Annotated in this window: 27 protein-coding genes; 9 read left to right on the top strand and 18 right to left on the bottom strand. The window is 62.4% G+C overall.

Annotated elements, in window-relative coordinates; translation table 11 throughout:
* Window positions 1-58 precede the first annotated feature (58 nt).
* The 3 genes from ilvC to NHH73_10530 are packed head-to-tail and all read right to left on the bottom strand — an operon-like array spanning window position 59 to window position 3375.
* A complete protein-coding gene (gene ilvC / locus NHH73_10540; protein ID USX28686.1) occupies window positions 59-1075 on the bottom strand; it encodes a ketol-acid reductoisomerase in 1017 nt (338 codons plus the stop codon).
* Between the two features lie 55 nt (window positions 1076-1130).
* The gene (ilvN, locus tag NHH73_10535) at window positions 1131-1622 is read right to left on the bottom strand and encodes an acetolactate synthase small subunit (protein USX28685.1); all 492 of its coding nucleotides are present in this window, start codon (window positions 1620-1622) and stop codon (window positions 1131-1133) included.
* A gap of 1 nt (window position 1623) precedes the next feature.
* The gene (locus NHH73_10530; protein ID USX28684.1) at window positions 1624-3375 is read right to left on the bottom strand and encodes an acetolactate synthase 3 catalytic subunit; all 1752 of its coding nucleotides are present in this window, start codon (window positions 3373-3375) and stop codon (window positions 1624-1626) included.
* A 549-nt stretch (window positions 3376-3924) separates the two neighbouring features.
* On the opposite strand from NHH73_10530, the gene NHH73_10525 reads away from it, so the two are divergent.
* From NHH73_10525 to NHH73_10500, 6 genes are all read left to right on the top strand, one after another.
* Window positions 3925-4494 carry an RNA polymerase sigma factor gene (locus NHH73_10525; protein ID USX28683.1) on the top strand — a complete coding sequence of 190 codons (570 nt, stop codon included), beginning with the start codon at window positions 3925-3927 and terminating at the stop codon, window positions 4492-4494.
* Window positions 4491-4898: a DUF3619 family protein gene (locus NHH73_10520; GenBank protein USX28682.1), complete on the top strand. Its 408-nt coding sequence runs from the start codon at window positions 4491-4493 to the stop codon at window positions 4896-4898. Before NHH73_10525 ends, NHH73_10520 begins: the two co-directional genes overlap by 4 nt.
* A gap of 2 nt (window positions 4899-4900) precedes the next feature.
* Window positions 4901-5683, top strand: a complete 783-nt coding sequence (locus tag NHH73_10515) for a DUF3106 domain-containing protein (protein USX28681.1) — start codon at window positions 4901-4903, stop codon at window positions 5681-5683.
* Window positions 5673-6191, top strand: a complete 519-nt coding sequence (locus NHH73_10510) for an RDD family protein (protein ID USX28680.1) — start codon at window positions 5673-5675, stop codon at window positions 6189-6191. The genes NHH73_10515 and NHH73_10510 overlap by 11 nt, the downstream gene beginning before the upstream one ends.
* Window positions 6192-6241: 50 nt before the next feature.
* Window positions 6242-8386, top strand: a complete 2145-nt coding sequence (locus NHH73_10505) for a prolyl oligopeptidase family serine peptidase (GenBank protein ID USX28679.1) — start codon at window positions 6242-6244, stop codon at window positions 8384-8386.
* A gap of 186 nt (window positions 8387-8572) precedes the next feature.
* Window positions 8573-9118, top strand: a complete 546-nt coding sequence (locus NHH73_10500; protein USX28678.1) for a DUF2721 domain-containing protein — start codon at window positions 8573-8575, stop codon at window positions 9116-9118.
* 27 nt (window positions 9119-9145) lie between these two features.
* On the opposite strand, the gene NHH73_10495 is transcribed toward NHH73_10500, so the two are convergent.
* The 15 genes from NHH73_10495 to NHH73_10425 all read right to left on the bottom strand — a co-directional run bounded on the left by NHH73_10495 (window position 9146) and on the right by NHH73_10425 (window position 20692).
* Window positions 9146-9889, bottom strand: coding sequence for an rRNA pseudouridine synthase (locus NHH73_10495; protein USX28677.1), 744 nt, complete (start codon window positions 9887-9889; stop codon window positions 9146-9148).
* Window positions 9886-10908 (bottom strand): low-specificity L-threonine aldolase, encoded by a 1023-nt coding sequence (ltaE, locus tag NHH73_10490; GenBank protein USX28676.1) that lies wholly within the window; start codon window positions 10906-10908, stop codon window positions 9886-9888. The genes NHH73_10495 and ltaE overlap by 4 nt, the downstream gene beginning before the upstream one ends.
* A gap of 24 nt (window positions 10909-10932) precedes the next feature.
* Window positions 10933-11844: an SAM-dependent methyltransferase gene (locus NHH73_10485; GenBank protein USX28675.1), complete on the bottom strand. Its 912-nt coding sequence runs from the start codon at window positions 11842-11844 to the stop codon at window positions 10933-10935.
* A complete protein-coding gene (gene iscX / locus NHH73_10480) occupies window positions 11831-12025 on the bottom strand; it encodes a Fe-S cluster assembly protein IscX (protein USX28674.1) in 195 nt (64 codons plus the stop codon). Before iscX ends, NHH73_10485 begins: the two co-directional genes overlap by 14 nt.
* A 1-nt stretch (window position 12026) precedes the next feature.
* Entirely contained in the window at window positions 12027-12368 is a 342-nt protein-coding gene (fdx, locus tag NHH73_10475) for an ISC system 2Fe-2S type ferredoxin (protein USX28673.1), read from the bottom strand.
* Window positions 12369-12393: 25 nt separating this feature from the next.
* Window positions 12394-14274, bottom strand: coding sequence for a Fe-S protein assembly chaperone HscA (gene hscA, locus NHH73_10470; GenBank protein USX28672.1), 1881 nt, complete (start codon window positions 14272-14274; stop codon window positions 12394-12396).
* Window positions 14275-14287: 13 nt separating this feature from the next.
* Window positions 14288-14698, bottom strand: a complete 411-nt coding sequence (locus NHH73_10465) for a hypothetical protein (GenBank protein ID USX28671.1) — start codon at window positions 14696-14698, stop codon at window positions 14288-14290.
* On the bottom strand, window positions 14695-14991 hold the full coding sequence (locus tag NHH73_10460; GenBank protein ID USX28670.1) for a hypothetical protein: 297 nt from the start codon (window positions 14989-14991) through the stop codon (window positions 14695-14697). The genes NHH73_10465 and NHH73_10460 overlap by 4 nt, the downstream gene beginning before the upstream one ends.
* A gap of 215 nt (window positions 14992-15206) precedes the next feature.
* Window positions 15207-15725, bottom strand: a complete 519-nt coding sequence (hscB, locus tag NHH73_10455; protein USX28669.1) for a Fe-S protein assembly co-chaperone HscB — start codon at window positions 15723-15725, stop codon at window positions 15207-15209.
* A gap of 6 nt (window positions 15726-15731) precedes the next feature.
* Window positions 15732-16052 carry an iron-sulfur cluster assembly protein IscA gene (gene iscA / locus NHH73_10450; GenBank protein ID USX28668.1) on the bottom strand — a complete coding sequence of 107 codons (321 nt, stop codon included), beginning with the start codon at window positions 16050-16052 and terminating at the stop codon, window positions 15732-15734.
* Between the two features lie 59 nt (window positions 16053-16111).
* On the bottom strand, window positions 16112-16501 hold the full coding sequence (iscU, locus tag NHH73_10445) for a Fe-S cluster assembly scaffold IscU (protein USX28667.1): 390 nt from the start codon (window positions 16499-16501) through the stop codon (window positions 16112-16114).
* A 24-nt stretch (window positions 16502-16525) separates the two neighbouring features.
* On the bottom strand, window positions 16526-17782 hold the full coding sequence (locus tag NHH73_10440) for an IscS subfamily cysteine desulfurase (protein ID USX28666.1): 1257 nt from the start codon (window positions 17780-17782) through the stop codon (window positions 16526-16528).
* A gap of 55 nt (window positions 17783-17837) precedes the next feature.
* Window positions 17838-18314, bottom strand: coding sequence for a Fe-S cluster assembly transcriptional regulator IscR (gene iscR / locus NHH73_10435; protein ID USX28665.1), 477 nt, complete (start codon window positions 18312-18314; stop codon window positions 17838-17840).
* A 141-nt stretch (window positions 18315-18455) separates the two neighbouring features.
* Entirely contained in the window at window positions 18456-19235 is a 780-nt protein-coding gene (locus NHH73_10430; protein ID USX28664.1) for a uracil-DNA glycosylase, read from the bottom strand.
* Window positions 19236-19354: 119 nt separating this feature from the next.
* On the bottom strand, window positions 19355-20692 hold the full coding sequence (locus NHH73_10425) for a hypothetical protein (protein USX29605.1): 1338 nt from the start codon (window positions 20690-20692) through the stop codon (window positions 19355-19357).
* Between the two features lie 191 nt (window positions 20693-20883).
* Between NHH73_10425 and NHH73_10420 the strand changes: the two genes are divergently transcribed.
* The 3 genes from NHH73_10420 to NHH73_10410 are packed head-to-tail and all read left to right on the top strand — an operon-like array spanning window position 20884 to window position 23972.
* Window positions 20884-22095: an efflux RND transporter periplasmic adaptor subunit gene (locus tag NHH73_10420; GenBank protein USX29604.1), complete on the top strand. Its 1212-nt coding sequence runs from the start codon at window positions 20884-20886 to the stop codon at window positions 22093-22095.
* The gene (locus tag NHH73_10415) at window positions 22092-22787 is read left to right on the top strand and encodes an ABC transporter ATP-binding protein (GenBank protein USX28663.1); all 696 of its coding nucleotides are present in this window, start codon (window positions 22092-22094) and stop codon (window positions 22785-22787) included. The genes NHH73_10420 and NHH73_10415 overlap by 4 nt, the downstream gene beginning before the upstream one ends.
* A 27-nt stretch (window positions 22788-22814) precedes the next feature.
* Window positions 22815-23972 (top strand): ABC transporter permease, encoded by a 1158-nt coding sequence (locus NHH73_10410; protein USX28662.1) that lies wholly within the window; start codon window positions 22815-22817, stop codon window positions 23970-23972.
* Window positions 23973-23976 lie beyond the last annotated feature (4 nt).

The following is a 23976-nucleotide window of genomic DNA, read 5'->3' as shown; positions in this document are numbered from 1 at the left end:
GTGTCGCAAATGCAAAAAAAGCCGGCTCGCGCCGGCTTTTTCGTGAAGAACATAAAGCTTAGTTCTTCGACTGGTCGACCATCTTGTTCTTGGCGATCCAAGGCATCATCGCGCGCAGTTTCGCGCCGACTTCTTCGATCGGATGCTCCGCGGTCAGGCGGCGACGGGAGATCAGGGTCGGTGCGCCGGCCTTGTTTTCCAGGATGAAGGACTTGGCGTATTCGCCGGTCTGGATGTCCTTCAGGCACTGGCGCATCGCGTCCTTGGTGGCCGACGTCACAACCTTCGGACCGGTCACGTACTCGCCGTATTCGGCGTTGTTCGAGATCGAGTAGTTCATGTTGGCGATGCCGCCTTCATAGATCAGGTCGACGATCAGTTTCAGCTCGTGCAGGCACTCGAAGTACGCCATTTCCGGCGCGTAGCCAGCTTCGGTCAGGGTTTCGAAACCGGCTTTGATCAACTCGACGGCGCCGCCGCACAGAACCGCTTGTTCGCCGAACAGGTCGGTTTCGGTTTCTTCGCGGAAGTTGGTTTCGATGATGCCGGCGCGGCCGCCGCCGTTGGCCGAGGCGTACGACAGGGCGATGTCACGGGCGATGCCGGACTTGTCCTGGTACACGGCGACCAGGTGCGGCACGCCGCCGCCCTGGGTGTAGGTGGCGCGCACGGTGTGGCCCGGGGCCTTCGGTGCAACCATGATCACGTCCAGGTCGGCGCGTGGCACGACTTGGCCGTAGTGCACGTTGAAGCCGTGGGCGAAAGCCAGCACCGCGCCTTGCTTGGCGTGCGGGGCGACGTTTTCGTTGTAGACCTGGGCGATGTTCTCGTCCGGCAGCAAGATCATGATGACGTCGGCGGCCTTGATGGCGTCGTTCACTTCGGCGACCTTCAGGCCGGCCTTTTCAACCTTGTTCCACGAGGCGCCGCCCTTGCGCAGGCCGACGGTGACGTTCACGCCCGAATCGCTCAGGTTCTGTGCGTGCGCGTGACCCTGCGAGCCGTAGCCGATGATGGCAACGTTTTTGCCCTTGATCAGGGAGATGTCGGCGTCTTTGTCGTAGAAAACTTTCATGATAATTCCTTAATATTTTTGATGTGGGGTGCGATACGGTTTTGGAGTCGTACCATTAAACTTTGAGGATGCGTTCGCCGCGTCCGATGCCGGAACCGCCGGTGCGTACCGTCTCCAGGATGGAGGCGCGGTCGATCGAATCGATGAACGCGTCGAGCTTGCTCTTGGCGCCGGTCAGTTCGATCGTGTAGGTCTTCTCGGTGACGTCGATGATGCGGCCGCGGAAGATGTCCGCCGTCCGTTTCATCTCTTCCCGTTCCTTGCCGACCGCGCGCACCTTGATGAGCATGAGTTCGCGTTCGATGTGCTGACCCTCGGTCAGGTCCACCACCTTCACCACCTCGATCAGGCGGTTCAGGTGCTTGGTGATCTGCTCGATGATGTCGTCCGAGCCGCTGGTGACGATGGTCATGCGCGACAGGGTCGGATCTTCGGTCGGGGCCACGGTCAACGTTTCGATGTTGTAGCCGCGCGCCGAGAACAGCCCGACGACGCGGGACAGCGCGCCGGCTTCGTTTTCCAGCAATACAGAGATAATGTGTCGCATGTTATAAGTCCTCCGAACCCAGCAGCATTTCAGAGAGGCCCTTGCCCGCTTTCACCATCGGCCAGACGTTTTCCGATTGATCGGTGATGAAGTTCATGAACACCAGCTTGTCCTTCATGCCGAAGGCGTCGCGCAGCGCGCCGTCGACGTCGCCCGGTTTCTCGATGCGCATGCCGACGTGGCCGTAGGCCTCGGCCAGCTTCTCGAAGTTCGGCAGCGAATCCATATAGGACTCGGAGTAGCGCGAACCGTAGTCGATCTGCTGCCACTGGCGCACCATGCCCAGGAAGCGGTTGTTCAACATGATGATCTTCGGCGTCAGATGGTATTGCTTGCAGGTGGCGAGCTCCTGGATGCACATCTGGATCGAGCCTTCGCCGGTGATGCAGGCGACGGTGGCGTCCGGGTTGGCCATCTGCACGCCCATGGCGTACGGCAGGCCCACGCCCATCGTGCCCAGGCCGCCCGAGTTGACCCAGCGCTTGGGCTTGTCGAACGGATAGTACTGCGCGGCCCACATCTGGTGCTGGCCGACGTCGGAAGTGATGAAGGCGTCGCCCTTGGTCACTTCCCACACCTTCTGCACCACCGATTGCGGCTTGATGACCAGGTCCGAGGTGGCGAACTTCAGGCAGTCCTTGCCGCGCCACTCGTTGATCTGCTTCCACCAGTCCTTGACGGCGGGCGCGTTCGGCTTGGCGTCGGTCGCGTCGAGCTGCGCCAGGAATTCGATCAGCACGTCCTTGACGTTGCCGACGATCGGGATGTCGACCTTCACGCGCTTGGAGATCGACGACGGATCGATGTCCACGTGGATGATCTTGCGCGGATGCGAGGCGAAGTGCTTCGGGTTGCCGATCACGCGGTCATCGAAGCGGGCGCCGATGGCGATCAGGACGTCGCAGTGCTGCATCGCCATGTTCGCTTCGTAGGTGCCGTGCATGCCGGGCATGCCGACGAAGTGCTCGCTCGAGGCCTTGTAGGCGCCCAGGCCCATCAGGGTGTTGGTGACCGGGAAGCCGAGCTTGTCGACCAGCTTGTTGAGCTCGGGCGAGGCGTTGGCCAGGATCACGCCGCCGCCGGTGTAGATCATCGGACGTTCGGCTTGCAACAGCAGTTGGACGGCCTTGCGGATCTGGCCCGAGTGGCCCTTGTCGACCGGTTTGTACGACCGCATCTCGACCTCTTTCGGGTACGAGTACGTCGTCTTGTGCATCGAGATATCCTTCGGGATGTCGACCAGCACGGGGCCTGGACGGCCGGTGCGGGCGATGAAGAAGGCTTTCTTGACGGTTTCCGCCAAATCCTTGACGTCTTTGACGAGGAAATTGTGCTTGACCACGGGACGGGTAATACCGACCGTGTCGCATTCCTGGAAGGCATCCTGGCCGATGGCGTGGCTGGGCACCTGGCCCGAGATCACGACCATGGGGATGGAATCCATGTAAGCGGTGGAAAGGCCGGTGACGGCATTGGTGACGCCCGGACCGGACGTGACCAGCGCGACGCCTACCTTGTTCGAACTGCGCGAGTACGCATCGGCGGCGTGGACCGCGGCCTGCTCGTGACGCACCAGCACGTGTTGGAATTTGTCTTGCTTGAAGATGGCGTCGTAGATATACAGGACGGCTCCGCCAGGATAGCCGAAGACGTGTTCCACGCCCTCTTCCGCCAGGCAGCGCACGAGTATTTCCGCGCCGGTGAGTTGGCCGTTTTGGCCACCAGATTGTTGTGACGATGCTTCGGTGTTCATGAAACATTCCTTTCAAGGTCCATTGGAGATTGATCGGATGCTCTTCCCTCGCGAAGTATGCCTGCCCCTACAGCTTTGCCCAGCTTCCCTTTGTCATGCGGTCACACCAGCCTCTTCCGCCAACCGTAGTGGCGTGCAAAGCGGTGCTCAGCGCAAATATCGTTCTGCCGGATCCTTCTGTAGCGGTTGTGCGTACCTCTCGCGCTTGTGGCACGGGTTAGAGCAAACTGCCTACATATGAAAGCGCGTCGTGTCGATGGCGGCGTTGTGTGCCTGCTGCGACAAGACCATAAAGCTTCGGGGTGTTCAAAGCGTCCCATACGGTACACCTAGCGCACCGGTTTGAGCAAGGACAAATTGGATAAACAGCGGTAAAAAGCTTGTTGGCGGTGCAAAAATCCGGTGTTTTGACGTAAAACGGTGCAAGGAATGCCGATTTTTGCTAGCATGCGCTCAGTTCGCAAATCGCCGCCAGCTAGCCATACCAACAACAATCAGCAGCAATTATGCGCCTATCGCCGGTGATCCCGGCAGTACCTCACCCAACGCATGGCCACAGACAAAGAATTATCCGACTTTCTCGAAAACGTCGAGCGGCGCGCCTTCAAACAAGCCGTCTACGCGGTACGCAAGGACGAATCGGCCCTGGACATCGTGCAGGACGCGATGATCAAGCTCGCCGAGAAATACGGCGACAAGCCGGCCGCCGAGCTGCCGATGCTGTTCCAGCGCATCCTGCAGACCACCATCCTCGATTACTTCCGCCGCGAAAAGGTGCGCAACACGTGGGTCAGCCTGTTTTCGGGCATGGCGCCGTCGGGAGAAGGCGGGGATGACTTTGATATACTGGAATCGTATGCAGCCGAGGAAGGCACCGAGGCCTCGGAATCGAGCGCCGACAAGGTCGAACGCCAGCAAATGCTGGCCCTCATCGATGCGGAAGTACAAAAGCTTCCGGCACGTCAACGAGAAGCCTTCCTTATGCGTTATTGGCAGGATATGGACGTGGCTGAAACAGCCGAAGCAATGGGATGTTCCGAAGGGAGCGTGAAGACGCATTGCTCACGCGCAACACACACTCTCGCCGAGTCGCTCAAAGCCAAGGGAATTAAACTATGAATACCGATGAACTGAACTTCGCCTACAAGGTACGTCACGCGCTCAACGAGCGGCTGGACGATTTGCCCGCGTCGACCACGGACCGGCTGGCGCAGGCGCGCAAGCTGGCGCTGGCCCGCAAAAAAGCCCACGTCGAGGTGCCGATGAGCGTGCGCGTCGCCAGGACCGAGATGGCCACCTCCGGCGGCTTCCTGTCCCGCGGCTTCGGCTGGCTGGGCCGCATGGGGGTTGCCGTGCCGATGCTGGTGCTGGTCGCCGGCCTGGCCGGCATCTACCAATACGAGCAACAGCAACGCATCGCCGATCTGGCCGAGCTCGATGCTGCCGTCCTGTCCGATGAATTGCCGCTGTCCGCCTACCTGGACCACGGTTTTAACGCGTATCTGACCCAGAGCGAGCAATAAGCATGGCATTGAGCGGTCGGGCAAAATGGGGCGTCGCTGCGGCGGCGGTGGTAGCGGTAGCAGCGGCCGGGGCGATATGGATGGGCAACCAGTCCGGTACGCCCGTGCTTGCTGCCGGCCCCCTGACCGTGAGCAATGGCGAGATCCCGCCTGAGAAAATCCAGTGGAAAGACCTGACGCCGGCGCAACAGCAGGCGCTCGAGCCGCTGGCCGGCGAGTGGGACGCGATGGAACCCATCCGCAAGCAAAAGTGGCTGGGCATCGGCAAGCGCTACGCGTCGATGAAGCCGGACGAACAGTTGCGCGTGCAGGAACGCATGCGCGAGTGGGTCCGGATGACGCCGGAGGAGCGCCGCCAGGTGCGCCAGAATTTCGCCCGCGCGCAAAAACTCGATCCGTCGCAAAAATCGACCCAGTGGGAATCCTACCAGCAGCTGTCCGAGGAAGAGAAAAAAGCGCTGGCAGCCAAGTCGCCAAGCAAAAAACAGCTGGCCAACCTGCCGACCCCTTCGCAAAGCAAGATGAAACTTCCGGCACCGATCAAGCCGGGCGCGCCGGTCACCGGCACGGCAGCCGCCGCCGGCGCGACCGCCCCGGCGGCGACGGCGCATCCTCCCTGGGTCGATCCGGCCACCGGCGGTCCGTTGCCGAACGCCTCGAACATCGCGCCGGTGATCTCCGCGCCCGCCCCTGCCGCGGCGCCGGCGTCCGTGCCGACCGCGCCGGCCGCAGCGGCCGCACCAGTGACCGCGCCGCCGGCGCCGGCCGCCGACAATGCAAAGTAGCCCGTCGCCGACCATCAAGCGCCGCTTGATTTCGATGGTCTACGAGTGCCTGCTGGGATTCGCGGTGCTGTTCCTCCCCTTCCTGATTTTTGAGATGATCACCGGCGCCAGCCACGCGCCGCTGGTCGAGCACATGCGCCAGGCGCTGGCCTTCCTGGTGCTGGGCGTGTATTTCGTCCACCAGTGGAGCCGCGACGGCCAGACCCTGGCGATGAAGACCTGGCGCCTCAAGCTGGTCCGTCCCGGCCATGCGCACGTCCCGCCGAAAACCGCCGCCGTGCGGTATCTGCTCAGCTGGATGTGGGTGCTGCCGGCGCTGGCCGTCAGCCTGGCGCTGGACCTGCACCGCTGGCAGGCGCTGGGCGCGGTCGGCGCCGGCATTTTGCTGTGGTCGCTTACCGCGTTTTTCGACAAGGACCGCCAATTCCTGCACGACAAACTGAGCGGCACCCGGCTGGTGCAACTGCCGCCGCCGGAAAAGAAAAAGAAGACCGCGCCGGCGGTATAATTGTCGCAATCTTCTGTGGCAGAATGAGCGTTCCGCCACTAGGAGATAAGATGACCAAGTTAGTCCGCCTGATGTACGGGGCCGCCCTTGCCCTGACCGCTAGCGCCGCCCTGGCGCAAAAGCCCGTTCCACCCGCCCCCGTCGCCAAGGTCGTGCCGGTCACCGACACCTACTTCGGCGAGGCCATCGTCGACCGCTACCGCTGGATGGAGAACGACAAGGACCCCGACTGGCTGCCCTTCCTGAAACAACAGAACGCGCACGCACGCGGCGTGCTCGACGCGCTGCCCAAGCGCGATGTGCTGCTCAAACGTATCCAGCAATTGTCGGGCGACGTGGCCGCGCCGGCGCAAGTGCAGAAAGCCGGCGACAGCATCTTCTACCAGCAGCGCCCGGCTGGCGCCAACAACTTCAAGCTGTTCGTGCGCGATGCCCAGGGCAAGGAGCGCGTGCTGGTCGATCCGACCAAGCTCGACACCAAGTCCAGCCACTATTCGCTCGACTGGTGGCAGCCGTCGCCCGATGGCAGCAAACTGGTCTATGGCGTGTCCAAGGATGGCAGCGAGGATTCGGTACTGCAGATCATGGACGTGCGCAGCGGCGCGATCTTGAAAGAACGCATCGCCGACACGCAAGGCGCCAATCCGAACTGGCTCGACGACAGCTCCGGCTTCTTCTACAACCAGCTGACCGGCAAGGTCAACACGCCGGAGCGCTATCTGGACGCGCGCGTACGCTTCCATAAGCTGGGCGCCAATCCGGCCAAGGATCCAATCCTGATGCAGCGCGGCCGCGACCCGGCCGTCCAGTACGACAAGATCCAGGCGCCATACATCGCCACGGCCCCGCACTCCAGGTACGCGGTGCTGTTGCTGATGGACGTGCGGCCGGAGCATCGCATTTATGTCGCACCGGTCGCCGACGTCCTCAAGGGCAAGGCCAAGTGGACCAAGGTCACCGATTTCGACGATGAAGTGACCGGCGTCGAGCTGCACGGCGACGACCTGTACCTGCTGTCGACCAAGGGCCATCCGCGCGGAAGGCTGCTGAAGACCTCGGCCAAGGCGCCATCGCTGGCGACGGCGACCGAGGCGGTGGCCGAGTCGACGCTGGTGCTCGAAGGCACCGCCCGCGCGCAGGACGGCTTGTACATCCGCTCGATGGACGGCGGCAATAGCCGCCTGCAGCGCCTCGGCAACGACGGCAAGCTGACCGACATCGCCCTGCCCTTCGACGGCACGCTGCGTTCGATCGAAGCGAGCGCCGACGCGCCGGGCGCCTTGACGATCCTGTCGGGCTGGCTCGAACCGGCCGGCATCTGGGCCGTGGGCGCGGACGGCACGCTGGCCGACACCGGCATCACCCCCAAGCCGGCGATCGACGTCAGCGCCTACACGACCGAGCGCCGCTACGCCAAGGCCAAGGACGGCACGCAGATCCCCTACAGCCTGATCTACAAAAAGGGGCTGAAGATGGACGGCAAGAATCCAACCTTCATCTCGGCCTACGGCAGCTACGGCGCGGCCGCGTACACGCCGTCGTTCGCCGGTCGCGCGCTGGCGCTGGCCGACCAGGGCGCCATCATCGGCTACGCCAACGTGCGCGGCGGCGGCGAATTCGGCCGCGAGTGGCACCGCGCAGGCAAGCTGGAAAACAAGCCGAACACGTGGCGCGACCTGATCGCCGTCAGCGAGGACCTGGTAGCCAACAACTACACGGCGCCGGCGCACCTGGCCATCGGCGGCCGCTCGGCCGGCGGCATCCCGATGGGCCGCGCGATGGAGGAGCGTCCGGACCTGTTCGCGGCCGTGGTGTCGGGCGTGGGCTGGCACAACCCGTTGCGCTACGTGGCCGAGCAGAACGGCTACGCGGAAGAACCGGAATGGGGCGCGATCTCGGACCCGGCCGGACTCAAGGCGCTCAAGAGCATCGACAGCTACCAGCAAGTGGTCGACGGCACCAAGTATCCGGCGGTACTGCTGACGACCGGCGTGACCGATCCGCGCGTGGCGCCGTTCCATCCGGCCAAGATGGCGGCGCGGCTGCAGACGGCCACCGCCAGCGGCAAGCCGGTGCTGCTGCGCGTCGACTTCGACGCCGGCCACGGCATGGGCTCGACGCGCGCCCAGCAGGATGCCGAATCGGCCGATACCTACGCCTTCATCTTGTCACACACCGCCGCAAGCCAGCCCTAAGCGCAGCAAATAGCGCAGCCGTCCGCGCAGGCTCGCTCCCAGTGGGAGCGAGCTGACATGGCGCTACGAGCCCGTCCTATAGCCACCTCCCCCACGCTGCGTTTTAATGCTTGAACGCGCGTGCGGCGGGAGGAACGGCCTGTCGCACGCATTGACCCACAACAATTGCGACATTGAGGTGACACCGTGGATTTTGAACTGAAGGAAGTAATGGAGGCGGTCGGACCATCGGCCGCGTTGGCGTTTGCCGCCTGGTTGTTCCTGCAACTGCTACAGCAGCGCTACTCGGCCGCCTATACACGCTACCGCGAGCTGGTCAATTCATTCCGCACCGGACTGGAAGGCAAGCGGCGTGAGATCGTCAAGGAGGAAATCGGGATTTACCGGAAGCGCGTGTTTTATATGATGCACTCGGCGAACATCGGTACCGTGGCAGCCATGCTGTTGCTGGCGGCGCTGGTATGTAGCGGCCTGAACGCCGTCTTCAAGCTCGACTGGCTCAAATTCATCGGCGCGCCCTGCATCATCGTAGGCCTGTTATTGGTGATCCCGGCGGCGGCGCTCATCATCGTGGAGAACCTGATGATACGGCGGCCGATCGAGGCCGAACTGGCCGATCTGGAAGAGTTCAACGGACAACCCGAAGCTGGCCCGGCGCATGGAGGCGCCGAGCGGCGCGCACAGCCGCGCCCAGACACCGGCCACCACCAGCCGGCGCCGCACGGCGCCTGAGCGGCACCGTTCGTGCGCAACGTACGGCTAGAAGCGCTCGTGGTCCTGCAGGTAGCGCCACTCGCCCAGCGGCAGGCTGCTCATCGCGATGCGGCCGACGCGGATGCGCTTCATCGACACCACACCCAGGCCAACCAGTTTGCACACATGTTCAATCTGGCCCGGCTTGGGATTCTTCACCGCGAAGCGCAGACGGTTCTCGTTCTGCCAGCTCACCTTGTTCGGCGCCAGCGGCTTGCCATTGAATGGCAGCCCGTGATTGAGCAGCGCCAAGCCGTTTTCCATGATCTTGCCGGTGACTTCGACGATGATCTCCTGCTCGATCTTCGCCTGCTCGTCCACCAGCTTGCGGCTGACGCGGAAGTCCTGCGTGAACACCAGCAGCCCGCTGGCCTTGGTCTCCAGCGGCGTGGTCAAGGTCAGGTTGACCAGGTGGCGTTTGAGGAAGCGCTGGCCGGGCGCGGAGCGCGTCAGCGATTCGGCGTTAAGCAGATGCATGGCCGGCGAACCGTCCTTGCCCACGCCGCCGTTGGCGCCGGCCGGTTTGTGCAGCAGGATGGTGACCGGGACGATCTCCAGCAAGGTGGCGTCGGGTGCCAGTTCGATCTTCTGCTCCAGGGTCACGCGCGCGCCGGCCTCCTCCACCAACAGGCCGTCGACGCTGACGTAGCCGCCTTCGATATAAAGTTCGGCCTCGCGGCGCGAGCAGGGAAGGATCTCGGCGAGGCGCTTGGCCAGGCGAAGGCTGTTATCTGTGGTGCTGTCGGTCATCCGAAAAAATCCCCAAAAACGGTAATGGCGCGATCGATATCGTCGCGCGACGCATCCATGTGCGTAACGATGCGCAGGCGCGGCGCCATCGACACGCGGATGCGGGTCAGTTGCAATACGTCGTTCAAGCCGCGACAGGCGTCGGCCGGGAGTTCGACGTAGAAAATATTGGTCTGCGGCGCGCTGACCTGGATGCCTTTGAGCTTGGCCAGCTCGCCGGCGAAGTAGGCGGCGTTGTCGTGGTCCTCGGCCAGGCGCGCGATGTTGTGCTCCAGCGCATACAAGCCGCCGGCGGCGATCATGCCGGCCTGGCGCATGCCACCGCCCAGCATCTTGCGCCAGCGCGTGGCTTCCTTGATCAGCGGCTTGCTGCCGCACAGGATGGAGCCGACCGGCGCGCCCAGCCCCTTGGACAGGCACACCGAGACCGAATCGAAGCCAGTCACCGCGGCGCGCGGGCTCACGCCCAGCCTGACCGCCGCGTTGCAGATGCGCGCGCCGTCCATGTGCGTGGCCAGGCCGCGTTCATGCGCCAGCGTGGTCGCCTGCTTCAGGTAGTCGAGCGGCAGCACGCGGCCGCCGATGGTGTTCTCCAGCGCCAGCAGCTTGGTGCGGGCGAAGTGGATGTCGTCGGGTTTGATGTAGGCCGCGATGTCGGCCAGCGCCAGGCTGCCGTCGGCCTGATTGATGATCGGCTGCGGCTGGATACTGCCCAACACCGCCGCGCCGCCGCCCTCATATTTGTAGGTATGCGCTTCCTGCCCGACCAGATATTCGTCGCCGCGACCGCAATGGGCCAGCAACGCCAGCAGATTGCTCTGCGTGCCGGAGGGCGCGAACAGCGCCGCCTCGTAGCCGAACAAATCGGCTGCGTATTCCTGCAGGCGGTTGACGGTGGGGTCGTCGCCGTAGACGTCGTCGCCGACGTCGGCCGCGTGCATCGCCGCCCGCATCGCCGCGCTGGGGCGGGTGACGGTGTCGCTGCGAAGATCCAACCAATTTTCTTTCAGATCACTCATCGTTCCGCCACCCTTTCGTTTGTTTTATTGTGTTTCCAGCTGCTCGGTGAAGAAGCGGTTGCCCATTTCTTGTAGTCCGACCGTTTCAAGCACTTCGCGCAAGCGCTCGGAGGGGCGCTGGCGCGGCAGGTTTTTGTAGGTGGCGATGATCAGCTCATTTTTCATCGAGTGCTCCCAGCCCACCAACTCGGTCACGTTGACCTGGTAGCCGTGCGCCTCCAGTTGCAGGCAGCGCAGCACATTGGTGATCTGACTGCCGAATTCGCGCGTGTGGATCGGATGACGCCAGATCTCGGTCAGCGCCGACTTGCCCAGCGACTGGCCCTTGTTCTTCTTCAGCACCGACGCGACCTCCGCCTGGCAGCAAGGCACCAGCACCATGTACTTGGCCTTCTTCTTCAACGCGAACTGGATGGCGTCGTCCGTGGCCGTGTTGCAGGCGTGGAGCGCGGTGACGATGTCGATCCGGTCCGGCAGCAGCTTGGACTCGGTCGATTCGGCCACCGACAGCGGCAGGAACGACATGCCCGGGAAGTTGAACTGCCTGGCCAGCTCCTGCGAGCGTGACACCAGTTCCTCGCGCGTTTCGATACCGTAGATATGCGAGTTGTCGTTCAGCGCCTTGAAGAACAGGTCGTAAATGATGAAACCGAGGTAGGACTTGCCGGCGCCGTGGTCGACCAGCGACACGTCGCCCTTCTCGGCCAGCACTTCCTTCAGCAGCGGCTCGATGAACTGGTACAGGTGATAGACCTGTTTGAGCTTGCGGCGGCTGTCCTGGTTCATCTTGCCGTCGCGGGTCAGGATGTGCAGTTCCTGCAGCAGCGCGACGGTCTGGCCGTCGCGGATTTCCGGCATGTTGTCGGCGCCGGTGACGGTGGCGCCGATTTTGGCCGGCGCGGCCTTGGCTGGCTTGCTTGGCTTATTTTGCTTCATCGATCCACGCCTGCTGTACCGCTTCGAGAACTTTTTCACCGCCGCGCGTGTGGTCGTCGTCGAACTCTTCGAGTTGAACGATCCAGTTGTGCAAATCGGTGAAGCGGATAGTCAGCGGATCGATGTCCGGATGCTTATCGCAGAGCGCTTCCGCGATCGCGGTGATGTCCGTCCACTTCATATCAGTGTCCGCCTTCACTGGCGTGGTTGATGGTGTATTTCGGGATTTCGACGACCAGGTCTTCCTGCGCCACGACGGCCTGGCACGACAGGCGCGATACGGCCTCCAGGCCCCAGGCCTTGTCCAGCAGGTCTTCCTCGGTTTCGCTGGCTTCGCTCAGCGAATTGAAGCCTTCGCGCACCAGCACGTGGCAGGTGGTGCAGGCGCAGGACTTCTCGCACGCGTGCTCGATGTGGATATCATTTTCCAGCATGATGTCGCACAGGGTTTTACCGACTTCGGCTTCGACGACTGCGCCGTCCGGGCACAGTTTTGCGTGGGGCAGGAATACGATTTGTGGCACTTGATACCTCTGTTCTGATGGGTTCTTAAACTACCTGGTCGAGCGTCTTGCCGGCCAGTGCGCTGCGCACGCTGCGATCCATGCGGCGCGACGCGAATTCTTCGGTGCCGTGGGCCAGCGCCTCGACGGCGGCTTTGACGGCCAGGTGGTCGGCGGCGCCGTTCTGCGATTGGGCGATCACATCGCGCACCTTGTTCATCAAGACGTCGACCGACGCGCGTTCCTGGTCCGACAGCAGGGCGGCGTCTTCGTCCAGCGCCGATTGCGTGGCCAGGATGATGCGCTCGGCCTCGACCTGCTCTTCGCGCAGCGCGCGGGCGACCATGTCGACATCGGCCGACTTGTACGAATCCTGCAGCATGCGCGCGACGTCGTCGTCGCCCAGGCCATAGGCCGGCTTGACGGTGATCGACGCCTCGACGCCGGAGCGCAGCTCGCGTGCGGACACCGATAGCAAGCCGTCGGCGTCCACCTGGTAGGTGATGCGGATACGCGCCGCGCCGGCCACCATCGGCGGAATGCCGCGCAGCTCGAAGCGCGCCAGCGAACGGCAATCGGAGACCAGCTCACGTTCGCCCTGCAACACGTGCACCGCCAGCGCGGTCTGGCCGTCTTTGAAGGTGGTGAACTCCTGCGCGCGGGCGCAAGGGATGGTCGAATTGCGCGGGATGATCTTCTCGACCAGGCCACCCATCGTCTCGATGCCGAGCGACAGCGGAATCACGTCCAGCAGCAACCAGTCGTCGCCTGGCGCGCGGTTGCCGGCCAACAGATTGGCCTGCACCGCCGCACCCAAGGCCACGACCTTGTCCGGATCGATGTTCGCGTGCGGGATGGTGTGGAAGTACTCGCTGACGGCGCGCTGCACGTGCGGCATGCGCGTCGCACCGCCGACCATCACCACGCCATCAACATCATCGGCATCGACGCCGGCGTCGCGCAGCGCTTTCTTAATCGCGCTCATGGTCTTGGCGATCAGGTGCTTGGTGATCTCCTGGAAGGTCTCGGCGGTGATCTTCAGATGCACCTCCTCGCCCGAGTTCAGGATCGCGTCGACCGTCACTTCGTGCTTGGTCGACAGCAGCTCCTTGGCTTCGCGCGCCTTCACCATCAGGATGGCGGTGTCCTCGTCGGACAGCGGCGCGAGTTTTTCCTGCTGGTGGATGTAGCAGAACAGGCGGTGGTCGAAATCGTCGCCCCCGAGCGCGGAATCGCCGCCGGTGGACAGCACTTCGAACACGCCTTTGCTCAGTTTCAGGATTGAGATATCGAAGGTGCCGCCACCCAGATCGTAGACCGCGAAGATGCCTTCGGAACCGTTATCGAGGCCGTAGGCGATCGCGGCGGCGGTCGGCTCGCTCAGCAAACGCAGCACATTGATGCCGGCCAGTTGCGCCGCATCCTTGGTGGCCTGGCGCTGGGCGTCGTCGAAGTACGCGGGCACGGTGATGACCGCGCCGACCAGATCGTCGCCCAGCGAATCCTCGGCGCGCTGGCGCAAGGTGGCCAGGATCTGCGCGGAGATTTCGACGGGGCTCTTGATGCCGGCGATCGTCTTCAACTGCACCATGCCGGGCGTATCCTGGAAATCGTAGGGCATGTTCTCGGCGTAGGCGATATCGGCCAGGCCGCGCCCCATGAAACGCTTGACCGAAACGATGGTGTTTTTCGGATCGGTGGTCTGCGCGGCCTGCGCCTTGTAGCCGATGTTGGCGTGGCCGTTCGGCAGATAGCGCACCACGGACGGCAGCAGCGGGCGGCCATCCTCATCGTTCAGCACTTCTGGAATGCTGTTGCGCACGGTGGCGACCAGCGAATTGGTGGTGCCCAAGTCGATCCCCACCGCCAGCCGATGCTGGTGTGGCGCGGTCGACATACCCGGTTCGGAAATTTGCAGAAGTGCCATTTAATTCATGCCCTTAAGGCTCAGTATTCAGTAACTCATCCAGGAATTGATCAATCCCGGACGTCTTATGTCGTACAGTTTGGAGAAGATCACGCACGACCCGCGATGGTGGGAATGAATATGCGATTTCTCCATCGTCGTGCAGCAAGACCAATCTATCAATTTCGACCCACTTATCATCTTCGCTAAACATCGCCACTAGCGAATTTTTAGCCAAGTACTCTTCCATGCCAGTCCTGCGGCGACGTTGATGAAAAAGCGCAAGTTTTCTAGAATGATATTCGGACTCAAAATACGACGATATGACTGAGTCTGTGGAGTCAATCAGCGCCTGGGGCGGCGACTCCTTAACCCACGACAAAACGCCAAGATGGGTTAATTTGAGCATCTTCAGCACGGCATCGTCAAATTTATTGTCGCTCATCTGCTGCTCCAATTTTTCTCACGCAATTCGTTCTCAAGGAACCGGATCAGTCGAATGCCTAGACCATAGATCTCAAATAACTCGTCCTGCGTCAATTGACGCATCGATTGCCGTTGCCAGAAGCGAGGCTCGAAACCCATGGGACGCATGAAATTCAAAAATTCTCTTGCTGCGCTTCGAGAGTCGCCAACAGAGCGTTGCCGTACCGCTTTGACGTCAGCCATCAAATTATTAAGCGCGGCAGTAATTTCGGCGCCATCTAATCTTTGGTCATCCGCATAGCCATTAAGCACTCGCAACGATCTGTCGATGTTCTCAATGAGTCCGGGAATGGTCGCTTAAAAAGGTATCTCCGCTCTATTTGCCGCAATTTAAGCAGCGCATAAAACGACGCCACTGCACCAAGTACTTTGACTATTTCAGCGATTGAATGCAACGCATCGGCGTGCACCGCCAAGTAACCTGTGAAGGAATTCCATACATCGCCAAGCATGGTCTTCCTCCAAGATCAAATGTCTTCGAGCGCAGCAAAAGAGTGTTCTATCTCATCCTTAAACTTTTCCAAAAACATCAGCGCGCGCACGCCTTGCGCGGCTTGCGCGTAGTCGTCGGCGTCGATCTGCTGCTCGATCTCGGCCAAGCGCTCTTTTCGCGCGGCGCGCAGCTGCTTGTCGAGCGCTTCGAGCGCGTCGGCGTCCCTGCCGGCGCGGGCGTCGCCCAGTTCTTCGCGCCATTCCATCTGCTGCATCAGGAAGGCCATCGGCATCGCCGTGTTGGACTCGGTCTGTAAATCGACGCCGTGCAGCTCGCACATGTATTGCGCGCGCTTCTGCGGATTTTTCAGGGTCTGGTAGGCTTCGTTGGCGCGCGTGGCCCATTGCATCGCGACGCGCTTTTCGGCGTCAGTCGCGTTGATGAATTTGTCGGGGTGGACGCGGCTTTGCACGTCGCGGTAGGCGCTGTCGAGCGCCCCCGTGTCGACGGCGAACTTCTGCGGCAGATTGAACAGCTCAAAGTGATTTTGCATGGGCGATCAGATGCGGAAGCTTTCGCCGCAACCGCATGCGTCTTTTTCGTTCGGGTTGTGGAACTTGAAGCCTTCGTTCAGCCCCTCGCGCGCGAAATCGAGTTCGGTGCCGTCGATGTACGGCAGGCTTTTCGGATCGACGAACACTTTGACGCCGTGCGATTCGAAGACGCTGTCCTCGGCCGCCACTTCGTCGACATATTCAAGCTTGTACGCCAGGCCAGAACAGCCGGTGGTGCGCACGCCAAAACGCAAGCCGACGCCCTTGCCGCGACGTTCGATGTAGCGGTTGATGTGCTTAGCTGCTTTTTCGGTCAGGGTGATCATTTAATTCTCCCGCACCGTTCCCGCTTGCGCGGGCACGGCGTCGTAGTTCACTTGTTCAGTCAGGCCGCGACTGGATGCTTGGTCTGGTAGTCCAGAACCGCTGCCTTGATCGCGTCTTCCGCCAGGATCGAGCAGTGGATCTTCACCGGTGGCAGCGCCAGTTCTTCGGCGATCTGGGTGTTCTTGATGGCCAGCGCCTGATCCAGCGTTTTGCCCTTGACCCATTCGGTCACCAGCGAGCTCGATGCGATGGCCGAACCGCAGCCGTAGGTTTTGAATTTCGCGTCTTCGATCAGGCCATCGGCGCCAACCTTGATTTGCAGTTTCATGACGTCGCCGCAGGCCGGCGCGCCGACCATGCCGGTGCCAACGCTGTCATCGCCCTTTTCGAAGGCGCCGACGTTGCGTGGGTTTTCGTAGTGGTCCAACACTTTTTCCGAGTAAGCCATTTTGATGCTCCTGTAATCTTAAAATTAGTGGGCTGCCCATTGGATCGAGCTGATGTCGATGCCTTCTTTGAACATGTCCCACAGCGGCGACAGTTCACGCAGTTTGTGTACCTTGGACTTCATCAGGTCGATGGCGAAGTCGATATCCTCTTCCGTCGTGAAACGGCCGATGGTGAAACGGATGGAGCTGTGCGCCAGCTCGTCGCTGCGGCCCAAAGCGCGCAACACGTACGACGGCTCCAGCGAGGCCGAGGTGCAAGCGGAACCCGACGACACGGCCAGGTCCTTGACGGCCATGATCAGCGATTCGCCCTCGACGTAGTTGAAGCTGACGTTGAGGTTGTGCGGCACGCGGTGCTCCATGTCGCCGTTGATGTAGGTCTCTTCGATCTCTTGCAGGCCGTTGGCCAGGCGGTCGCGCAGCGACTTGATGCGCGCGATTTCGCTGTCCATCTCGACCTTGGCCAGGCGGAACGCTTCGCCCATGCCGACGATCTGGTGGGTCGGCAAGGTGCCCGAACGCAGGCCGCGCTCGTGACCGCCGCCGTGCATTTGCGCTTCGATGCGCACGCGCGGCTTGCGGCAGACGTACAGCGCGCCGATGCCTTTGGGACCGTAGGTCTTGTGGGCGGTGAAGGTCATCAGGTCGACCTTGGTTTTTTGCAGGTCGATAACCACCTTGCCGGTCGCCTGGGCGGCGTCGCAGTGGAAGATGATGCCCTTCGAGCGGCACAGGGTACCGATTTCGTCGATCGGCTGGATCACGCCGATTTCGTTGTTGACCAGCATGACCGAGACAAGAATCGTGTCCGGGCGGATCGCGGCGGTCAGCTGCTCGATGGTGATCAGGCCGTTATCTTGCGGCTCCAGGTAGGTCGCCTCGAAGCCGACGCGTTCCAGCTCGCGCACCGTGTCCAGCACCGCCTTGTGCTCGGTCTTGACGGTGATGATGTGCTTGCCCTTGGTCTTGTAGAACTGCGCCGCGCCCTTGATGGCGAGGTTGTTGGACTCGGTGGCGCCGGAGGTCCAGATGATTTCGCGCGGGTCGGCGTTGACCAGGGCGGCGACGTGGCCGCGCGCCTCTTCGACCGCCTTCTCAGCCGTCCAGCCGTACATGTGGCTGCGCGAGGCCGGATTGCCGAACTGCTCGCGCAGGTAGGGAATCATGGCGTCGGCGACGCGCGGATCGATCGGCGTGGTGGCCGAGTAGTCCATGTAGATCGGGAAATGCGGGGCGGTCTGGAACTTTACTGCGGCGAGGTTTTTTTCTGGGGCGTTCATCTGGTAACTCCGGTTTTCTCTGTCTATATTAGTAGCTAAAGCGCCTAACGCTCACTTAGCCCAGCGCGGCGTGGTTACGGACCATCACGACCACGTTTTGTTCAGCATTCTTTTGCTTCTGTTGATCGACCAGATCCTGCAGCGAAACGGAATCCAGATAATCAACCATCTTTTCGTTCAGCGTGGCCCACAGTTCGTGGGTCATGCAGCGCACGCCGCTGGCGGCGTCGGCGCCGTGGCAATTTTCCTTGCCGCCGCATTGGGTCGCGTCCAGCGGCTCGTCGACGGCGATGATGATGTCGGCCACCGTGACCTTGTCGGCCCGGCGCGCCAAGCTGTAGCCGCCGCCCGGACCGCGGATCGATTCGACGATCTCGTGGCGGCGCAATTTGCCGAACAGCTGTTCCAGATAGGACAGCGAGATCGCCTGACGCTGGCTGATGCCTGAGAGCGTGACCGGGCCTTTGCCTTGGCGCAAAGCCAGATCGATCATCGCAGTCACAGCAAAACGGCCTTTGGTGGTCAGACGCATCACTACCTCGGTTCAGCTAGGTTAAAATATCGACCCCACTGCTCAACTGAAAGCCTGATTAGTTGATCGATTTAGTCAAGTATACCAAACTTTATGAAAGTTTGCCGGGAGCCCCCTCGGCCGGCCGGTCTTGATTGCCTTCTACTTGCCTTTTAGCAAGCCCATCGGCTGGAACAGCGCGTGCATGTCCGGATTGCCGATGAAACTCAGGTTGTACGGGTGCTCGGCCGTGATCTGCGGGAAATCTTTCATTACGGGCAATTTTTTAAGCAACTCCGCGATTTTCCCCCATAGAATCATGGTCGGCTTGTTCGGCGACGCGGCCGCCAGGCCGGCCATGACTGTCTCGAAGAACGGCAGCCACGCTTTTGCGTCCTTGACCGGCGGCACGTGACTGCGGAACACCAGCGAGGCGTTCAGCAGCAGGAAACCCTGCTCGGTCAGCTTTTGCTGCATCTCGGGCAGGGTTTGAATATGGGTGCGGCCGCCGCTGCGCGCAAGGCTGGAAATCGCCGCCATTGCCGCGCCGCCGGTGTCGGCTAGCGCAAGTTGTCCATCGGCCACCAGCAGCATCTTCATGAAGTTGCGCAGCGAGGTGGCCTTGTTGACCGGCTTGGACAAGCCGCCGCCCTCTTCGTTCGACCACAGGCTGCCGACGGCGCCGTCCATGAAGCAGACGCCGGTCGCGCTGTCTTCACGCGGGTACGGTCCCTCCCCCACTAATACATAGCGCACTTTATCGAGCGGTAGCGCGAAGGCGGCGAACAGGCGTTGTTCGGTCGGCAGGTAGAGGTCGTCGGCGAGCTGGGCGAGGTAGCCGGGCGTGGCGGCCTGCATCGCGTTAAGGCCGTCGATCAGCAACGGGCGCCACGAGGCATCGGCGCGGGAGAGCGCATCGAGAATGGAAGCGGGGATCGTCATACTAAATGGAGGCGGGGGGAAAGGCGGAAGTATACCGCAATACCGTAGGGCGGATTAGCGACGCGTAATCCGCCATGAGCCGTCGAAACGCATGCAACGGCGGATTACGGCTCCGCCTCTTAAGGCCTACGTGCCGCCTCGTCCAGCCACCCGCCCGCGAATCCGGCGCGGCGCAAGCCGGTTTGCAGGTAGCTATTGCCGCGCATGATGTTCCACGGGAAATCGTGCAGATAGTTTTCCACCATGATCACCGTCGGTCCCTCGTTGATGCCGAAGTGGTATGGCGATACCCAATGCTGGCATGCAACCCGGCCGTGCGAGAACACGGTCGAGAACGAGGCCTTGAAGCCATACGGATTCGCCTCGCACAATTGCATGTCCTGATAGTGGATGATGCTGGGCATGACAATTTCCGGCGCGAACGGCAGCGACGCCGCCACCGCCCATGGCGCCAGGGTGCCGTCGTCCGGACCGTACGGCACCCCGCGCGCGACGTAGTCCCAGAATTTTCGCTGCACCCCGTCAATACGGCGCGTGACCGGCCCCGGTCCATCGCTGGCTGTGATGCCCCAGCACAATTCGCCATATTCCGGGAAGCCCAGCGGGTTCTGGATCGCATATTGTTGCTGCACGTATGTGGCGCGCCGGCTGTTCTCGAAGTAGTCCGAATCGTGCGCGCGCATGAAGTCGTCCCGGATGCCGCGCAAATCCAGCCACACATGCGACATCTGGTGGATGAACAGCGGGCCCGCGTACAGGTAGTCGATGCCGTACACCGTCTTCCACTCATAGCTGCGGCACCAGGCGTCGTAGCTGTCGCGCTCGATCGGGAAGGTGGGCGAACCCAGCGCCAGCACGTACAGGATCAACGCCTCGTCATACCCTTCCCAGTGCCAGCGCAGGAAGCCGCTCTCAGGATTCCAGCCGTGGCAGATCAGATTGTCCCGCCCGCGCATCCATTGCCAGTCGACGCGGCGGTACAGCATGTCGGCCAGCGCGCGGATCTCGTTCTCGTCGGGAGTATCCTGCGTGAAATATTCGGCTGCCGTCAGCACGCCGGCGATCAGCAGCGCCGTGTCAATGCTCGACAGCTCACATTTCCACGCGCGCTCGCCGCTGTTCATATCGATGAAATGGTAGTAGAAACCTTTGTAGCCGGTGGCGCGGGGCGATTCGCTCTGTTCGCTGTTGGCAAAGAACCGCAACGTCGTCAGGGTACGGACCACGGCGTCGGCGCGCTCCATGAAGCCCTGCTCGACCCCGATCGGATAAACGGTTAGCGCCATGCCGACGGCAGCGATGCTGGCCGGCCATACTTCGGCGGTTTTGTCGCGGATCAGGCCATTGGCGGGGTTGACCTCGTTGACGAAGTAGTCGAACGAGTCCTTCTGCAGTTCGTTCAGCAAGGCGAGCGTGGCCGCGTCGACGGCGGCTGGCGGGCGCTGGGCGCGCGGCATGGTGGTCATAAAAGTCCGAACAATTGAAAAAGGTTATGCTGTCACAGCCGGAGGCTTGCAGTATGTACCGGAACACACAGATACGCCCGCCGCTTGCGGTTCAATCGCGCTTGCCCCACTATCTGGTGGCGAAGTTGGCAATGGCCGACTGATGGAACCACAGCTGAGGCTACCGATTGGCGACTCCCGATATTTCCCGTTTGAAAATCGACCGCGAGGCCAAGGGGCCGGCGGCCGGGCTGCGGCCAACGCGCCGGCGCTGGGGCAGGATGGTGCTGCTGATACTGGCCGTGGCGCTGGTGGCCGCCGTCGCCATGAACGTGTTCGGAGGCAAGCCGACCGTGGAGGTGGTCGCAGTCGCGCAAACCTATCCGGCGCAAAACTACACCTTGCTCAACGCAACCGGCTACGTGGTGGCGCAGCGCAAAGCCGCGCTGTCGTCCAAGGCGACCGGGCGGCTGGAGTGGCTGGGCGTGCTGGAAGGCTCGCAGGTGAAAAAGGACGAGGTCATCGCGCGGCTGGAAAACCGCGACGTCGCGGCGGCGCTGGGACAGGCGCAGGCCAATGTCAAGGTGGCGCAGGCCAACCTGGAACAAGGCCAGGCAGAATTGCAGGACGCGCAGTCGGCCTTCCAGCGCGCGGCCGAACTGCTGAACCAGAAATTCATCGCCGCCTCGGCCTACGATACCGCGCAGGCGCGCCTGAACAAGGCCAAGGCCAGCATCTCCGGCTATCAGGCCGCCATCGCGGCGGCGCGCGCCAACGCGCAGGCGGCGCAGGTGGCGGTGGACCAGACGGTGATCCGCGCGCCCTTCGACGGCGTGATCCTGACCAAAAGCGCCAATGTCGGCGACAATATCACGCCCTTCTCCTCCGCCGCCGACAGCAAGGGTGCGGTGGTCACCATCGCCGATATGGACACGCTGGAGGTGGAGGCAGACGTCTCCGAATCGAACCTGAGCAAAATCCGCGTCGACCAGCCGGCGGAAATCCTGCTCGACGCCTTCCCCGAGCTGCGCCTCGCCGGCACCGTCTCGCGCATGGTGCCGACCATGGACCGCAGCAAGGCGACCTTGCTGGTCAAGGTGCGTTTCGAGGAGCGCGATGTGCGCGTGCTGCCGGACATGAGCGCCAAGGTCGCGTTCCTGTCGAAGGCCGTTCCGCCGGCCGACAAACTGCCGGTGACCGCCGTGCAGCCGGCGGCGATTGTGACGCGCGGCGGCACGCCGTCTCTGTTCGTGCTCGACGCCGACGGCGCCAGCGTCAAACGGGTGCCGGTCACCGCAGGGCGCAAGATCGGTGAACTGGTCGAGGTCAAAGGCGTGAAGCCGGGCGACAAGGTCGTGCTGGCGCCGGACCACAAGCTGCAAGACGGCCAGGCCGTCAAGTTGGCGAAGAAATGAGCGAGCCGCTGGTATTGATCGAACATCTGGTCAAGTCCTATCGCCGTGGCGACCAGGTGGTGGAGGTGCTGCGCGATATCAGCCTGGCGATACCGGCCGGCGCCTTCACCGCGCTGATGGGGCCTTCCGGCTCCGGCAAAAGCACGCTGCTCAATCTGATCGCCGGCATCGACAAGCCGGATAGCGGCGTGCTGCGCATCGCCGGTCTCGATATCGCCGGCATGGGCGAGACGGCGCTGGCCGCCTGGCGCGCCGCCAACGTCGGCTTCATCTTCCAGTTCTATAACCTGATGCCGGTGCTGACCGCGTTCGAGAACGTCGAACTGCCGCTGCTGCTGACGCCCTTGTCGCGGCGCGAGCGGCGCGAAAGAGTGGCGCTGACCTTGGAGATGGTCAACCTGGCCGACCGCATGGACCACACGCCGAACGAGCTGTCCGGCGGCCAGCAGCAGCGCGTGGCGATTGCCCGCGCCATCGTCAGCGATCCCACCTTGATCGTGGCCGACGAGCCGACCGGCGACCTTGACCGCCACTCGGCCACCGAGATCCTGTCGTTGCTCCAGCAACTGAACCAGCAACTGGGGAAAACCATCATCATGGTCACGCACGACGCGCACGCGGCGGCGCAGGCCCGCAACCTGGTACACCTTGAAAAAGGCGAACTGCTCGCCGACGAACCACAGCGCGCATGAACCCACCTTGAACGCCAGGACGCCACCATGTACACCCTGCGGCTGATCGTCAAAAACTCCCTGCGCCACAAACTGCGCACGTCGTTGACGATACTCGGGCTGGTGGTGGCGATCTTCGCCTTCGGCCTGCTGCAAACGGTCATCGACGCCTGGTACGCCGGGGCGGAAGGCGCCTCCAACACCACGCTGGTCACGCGCAACAAGACGTCGCTGGTGTTTCCGCTGCCGCTGTCGTACGAGGCCCGCATCCACGCGGTTGCCGGCGTGGCCGGGGTGGGCTACGCCAACTGGTTCCAGGGCACCTACAAGGACCCGAAAAACTTCTTCGCGCAGTTTGCCATCTCCGGCGCCAGCTATCTGGATATCTACCCCGACTACCTGCTGCCGCACGACCAGCGCGCGGCATTCCTGCGCGACCGCAAGGGCGCCCTCGTCGGCCGCAAGCTGGCCGACCAATTCGGATTCAAGGTCGGCGATGTCATTCCGCTCAAAGGCACGATTTACCCGGGGGACTGGGAGCTGGTCGTGCGCGGCATCTTCGACGGCAGGCAAAGCACGACCAATACGGCGACCCTGTTCCTGCACTGGGACTACGTCAACGAGTCGCTCAAGAAGACCCTGCCCCGCCGCGCCAACCAGATTGGCGTGTACGTGGTGCGGATCGACGAGCCGGAAAACGCCGCCGCCATCTCGGCGGCGATCGACAAGGAATTCAGCAATTCGCTGGCCGAGACGCTGACCGAGACGGAGAAGGCTTTCCAGCTCGGCTTCGTATCGATGTCGGAGGCGATCGTGGTGGCGATCCGCGTGGTGTCGTTCGTCGTGATCGTGATCATCGCGGCGGTGATGGCCAACACGATGGCCATGAGCGCGCGCGAGCGCCTGGGCGAATACGCCACGCTCAAGGCGCTGGGGTTCGGCCCCGGCTTCCTGACGGCGATGATCCTGGGCGAATCGCTGCTGCTGTCGCTGTTCGGCGCGGTGCTGGGGATCGTCATCCTGTTTCCGTTCGCCGCCTTCCTGGGGAACGTGATGGGTACCCTGTTTCCAGTCTTCGAGGTGACGCGGTTGACGGTGCTCCAGCAGATACTGGCGGCGCTGGCCATCGGCCTGGTCGCGGCCATCGCGCCGGCCTTGCGGGCGACCCGCGTCAACATCGTCGAGGGGCTAAGGAGCATAGGATGATAAT

It is taken from the genome of Oxalobacteraceae bacterium OTU3CINTB1 (genome assembly GCA_024123955.1).
Classification (GTDB): Bacteria; Pseudomonadota; Gammaproteobacteria; order Burkholderiales; family Burkholderiaceae_D; genus Rugamonas.
The sequence above is the reverse complement of the archived record's forward strand: the minus strand, read 5'-3'. Positions and strand labels throughout refer to the sequence as shown.

Coding starts and splice junctions, on each gene's coding strand:
- ltaE (USX28676.1), bottom strand. CDS start 10,908: ATGAGTGATCTGAAAGAAAATTGGTTGGATCTTCGCAGCGACACCGTC.
- NHH73_10495 (USX28677.1), bottom strand. CDS start 9,889: ATGACCGACAGCACCACAGATAACAGCCTTCGCCTGGCCAAGCGCCTC.
- ilvN (USX28685.1), bottom strand. CDS start 1,622: ATGCGACACATTATCTCTGTATTGCTGGAAAACGAAGCCGGCGCGCTG.
- NHH73_10505 (USX28679.1), top strand. CDS start 6,242: ATGACCAAGTTAGTCCGCCTGATGTACGGGGCCGCCCTTGCCCTGACC.
- NHH73_10415 (USX28663.1), top strand. CDS start 22,092: ATGAGCGAGCCGCTGGTATTGATCGAACATCTGGTCAAGTCCTATCGC.
- hscB (USX28669.1), bottom strand. CDS start 15,725: ATGCAAAATCACTTTGAGCTGTTCAATCTGCCGCAGAAGTTCGCCGTC.
- NHH73_10440 (USX28666.1), bottom strand. CDS start 17,782: ATGAACGCCCCAGAAAAAAACCTCGCCGCAGTAAAGTTCCAGACCGCC.
- NHH73_10430 (USX28664.1), bottom strand. CDS start 19,235: ATGACGATCCCCGCTTCCATTCTCGATGCGCTCTCCCGCGCCGATGCC.
- NHH73_10485 (USX28675.1), bottom strand. CDS start 11,844: ATGAAGCAAAATAAGCCAAGCAAGCCAGCCAAGGCCGCGCCGGCCAAA.
- NHH73_10410 (USX28662.1), top strand. CDS start 22,815: ATGTACACCCTGCGGCTGATCGTCAAAAACTCCCTGCGCCACAAACTG.
- hscA (USX28672.1), bottom strand. CDS start 14,274: ATGGCACTTCTGCAAATTTCCGAACCGGGTATGTCGACCGCGCCACAC.
- iscR (USX28665.1), bottom strand. CDS start 18,314: ATGCGTCTGACCACCAAAGGCCGTTTTGCTGTGACTGCGATGATCGAT.
- NHH73_10525 (USX28683.1), top strand. CDS start 3,925: ATGGCCACAGACAAAGAATTATCCGACTTTCTCGAAAACGTCGAGCGG.
- NHH73_10515 (USX28681.1), top strand. CDS start 4,901: ATGGCATTGAGCGGTCGGGCAAAATGGGGCGTCGCTGCGGCGGCGGTG.
- NHH73_10520 (USX28682.1), top strand. CDS start 4,491: ATGAATACCGATGAACTGAACTTCGCCTACAAGGTACGTCACGCGCTC.
- iscU (USX28667.1), bottom strand. CDS start 16,501: ATGGCTTACTCGGAAAAAGTGTTGGACCACTACGAAAACCCACGCAAC.
- iscX (USX28674.1), bottom strand. CDS start 12,025: ATGAAGTGGACGGACATCACCGCGATCGCGGAAGCGCTCTGCGATAAG.
- NHH73_10425 (USX29605.1), bottom strand. CDS start 20,692: ATGCCGCGCGCCCAGCGCCCGCCAGCCGCCGTCGACGCGGCCACGCTC.
- NHH73_10465 (USX28671.1), bottom strand. CDS start 14,698: ATGAGCGACAATAAATTTGACGATGCCGTGCTGAAGATGCTCAAATTA.
- NHH73_10530 (USX28684.1), bottom strand. CDS start 3,375: ATGAACACCGAAGCATCGTCACAACAATCTGGTGGCCAAAACGGCCAA.
- NHH73_10510 (USX28680.1), top strand. CDS start 5,673: ATGCAAAGTAGCCCGTCGCCGACCATCAAGCGCCGCTTGATTTCGATG.
- iscA (USX28668.1), bottom strand. CDS start 16,052: ATGATCACCCTGACCGAAAAAGCAGCTAAGCACATCAACCGCTACATC.
- ilvC (USX28686.1), bottom strand. CDS start 1,075: ATGAAAGTTTTCTACGACAAAGACGCCGACATCTCCCTGATCAAGGGC.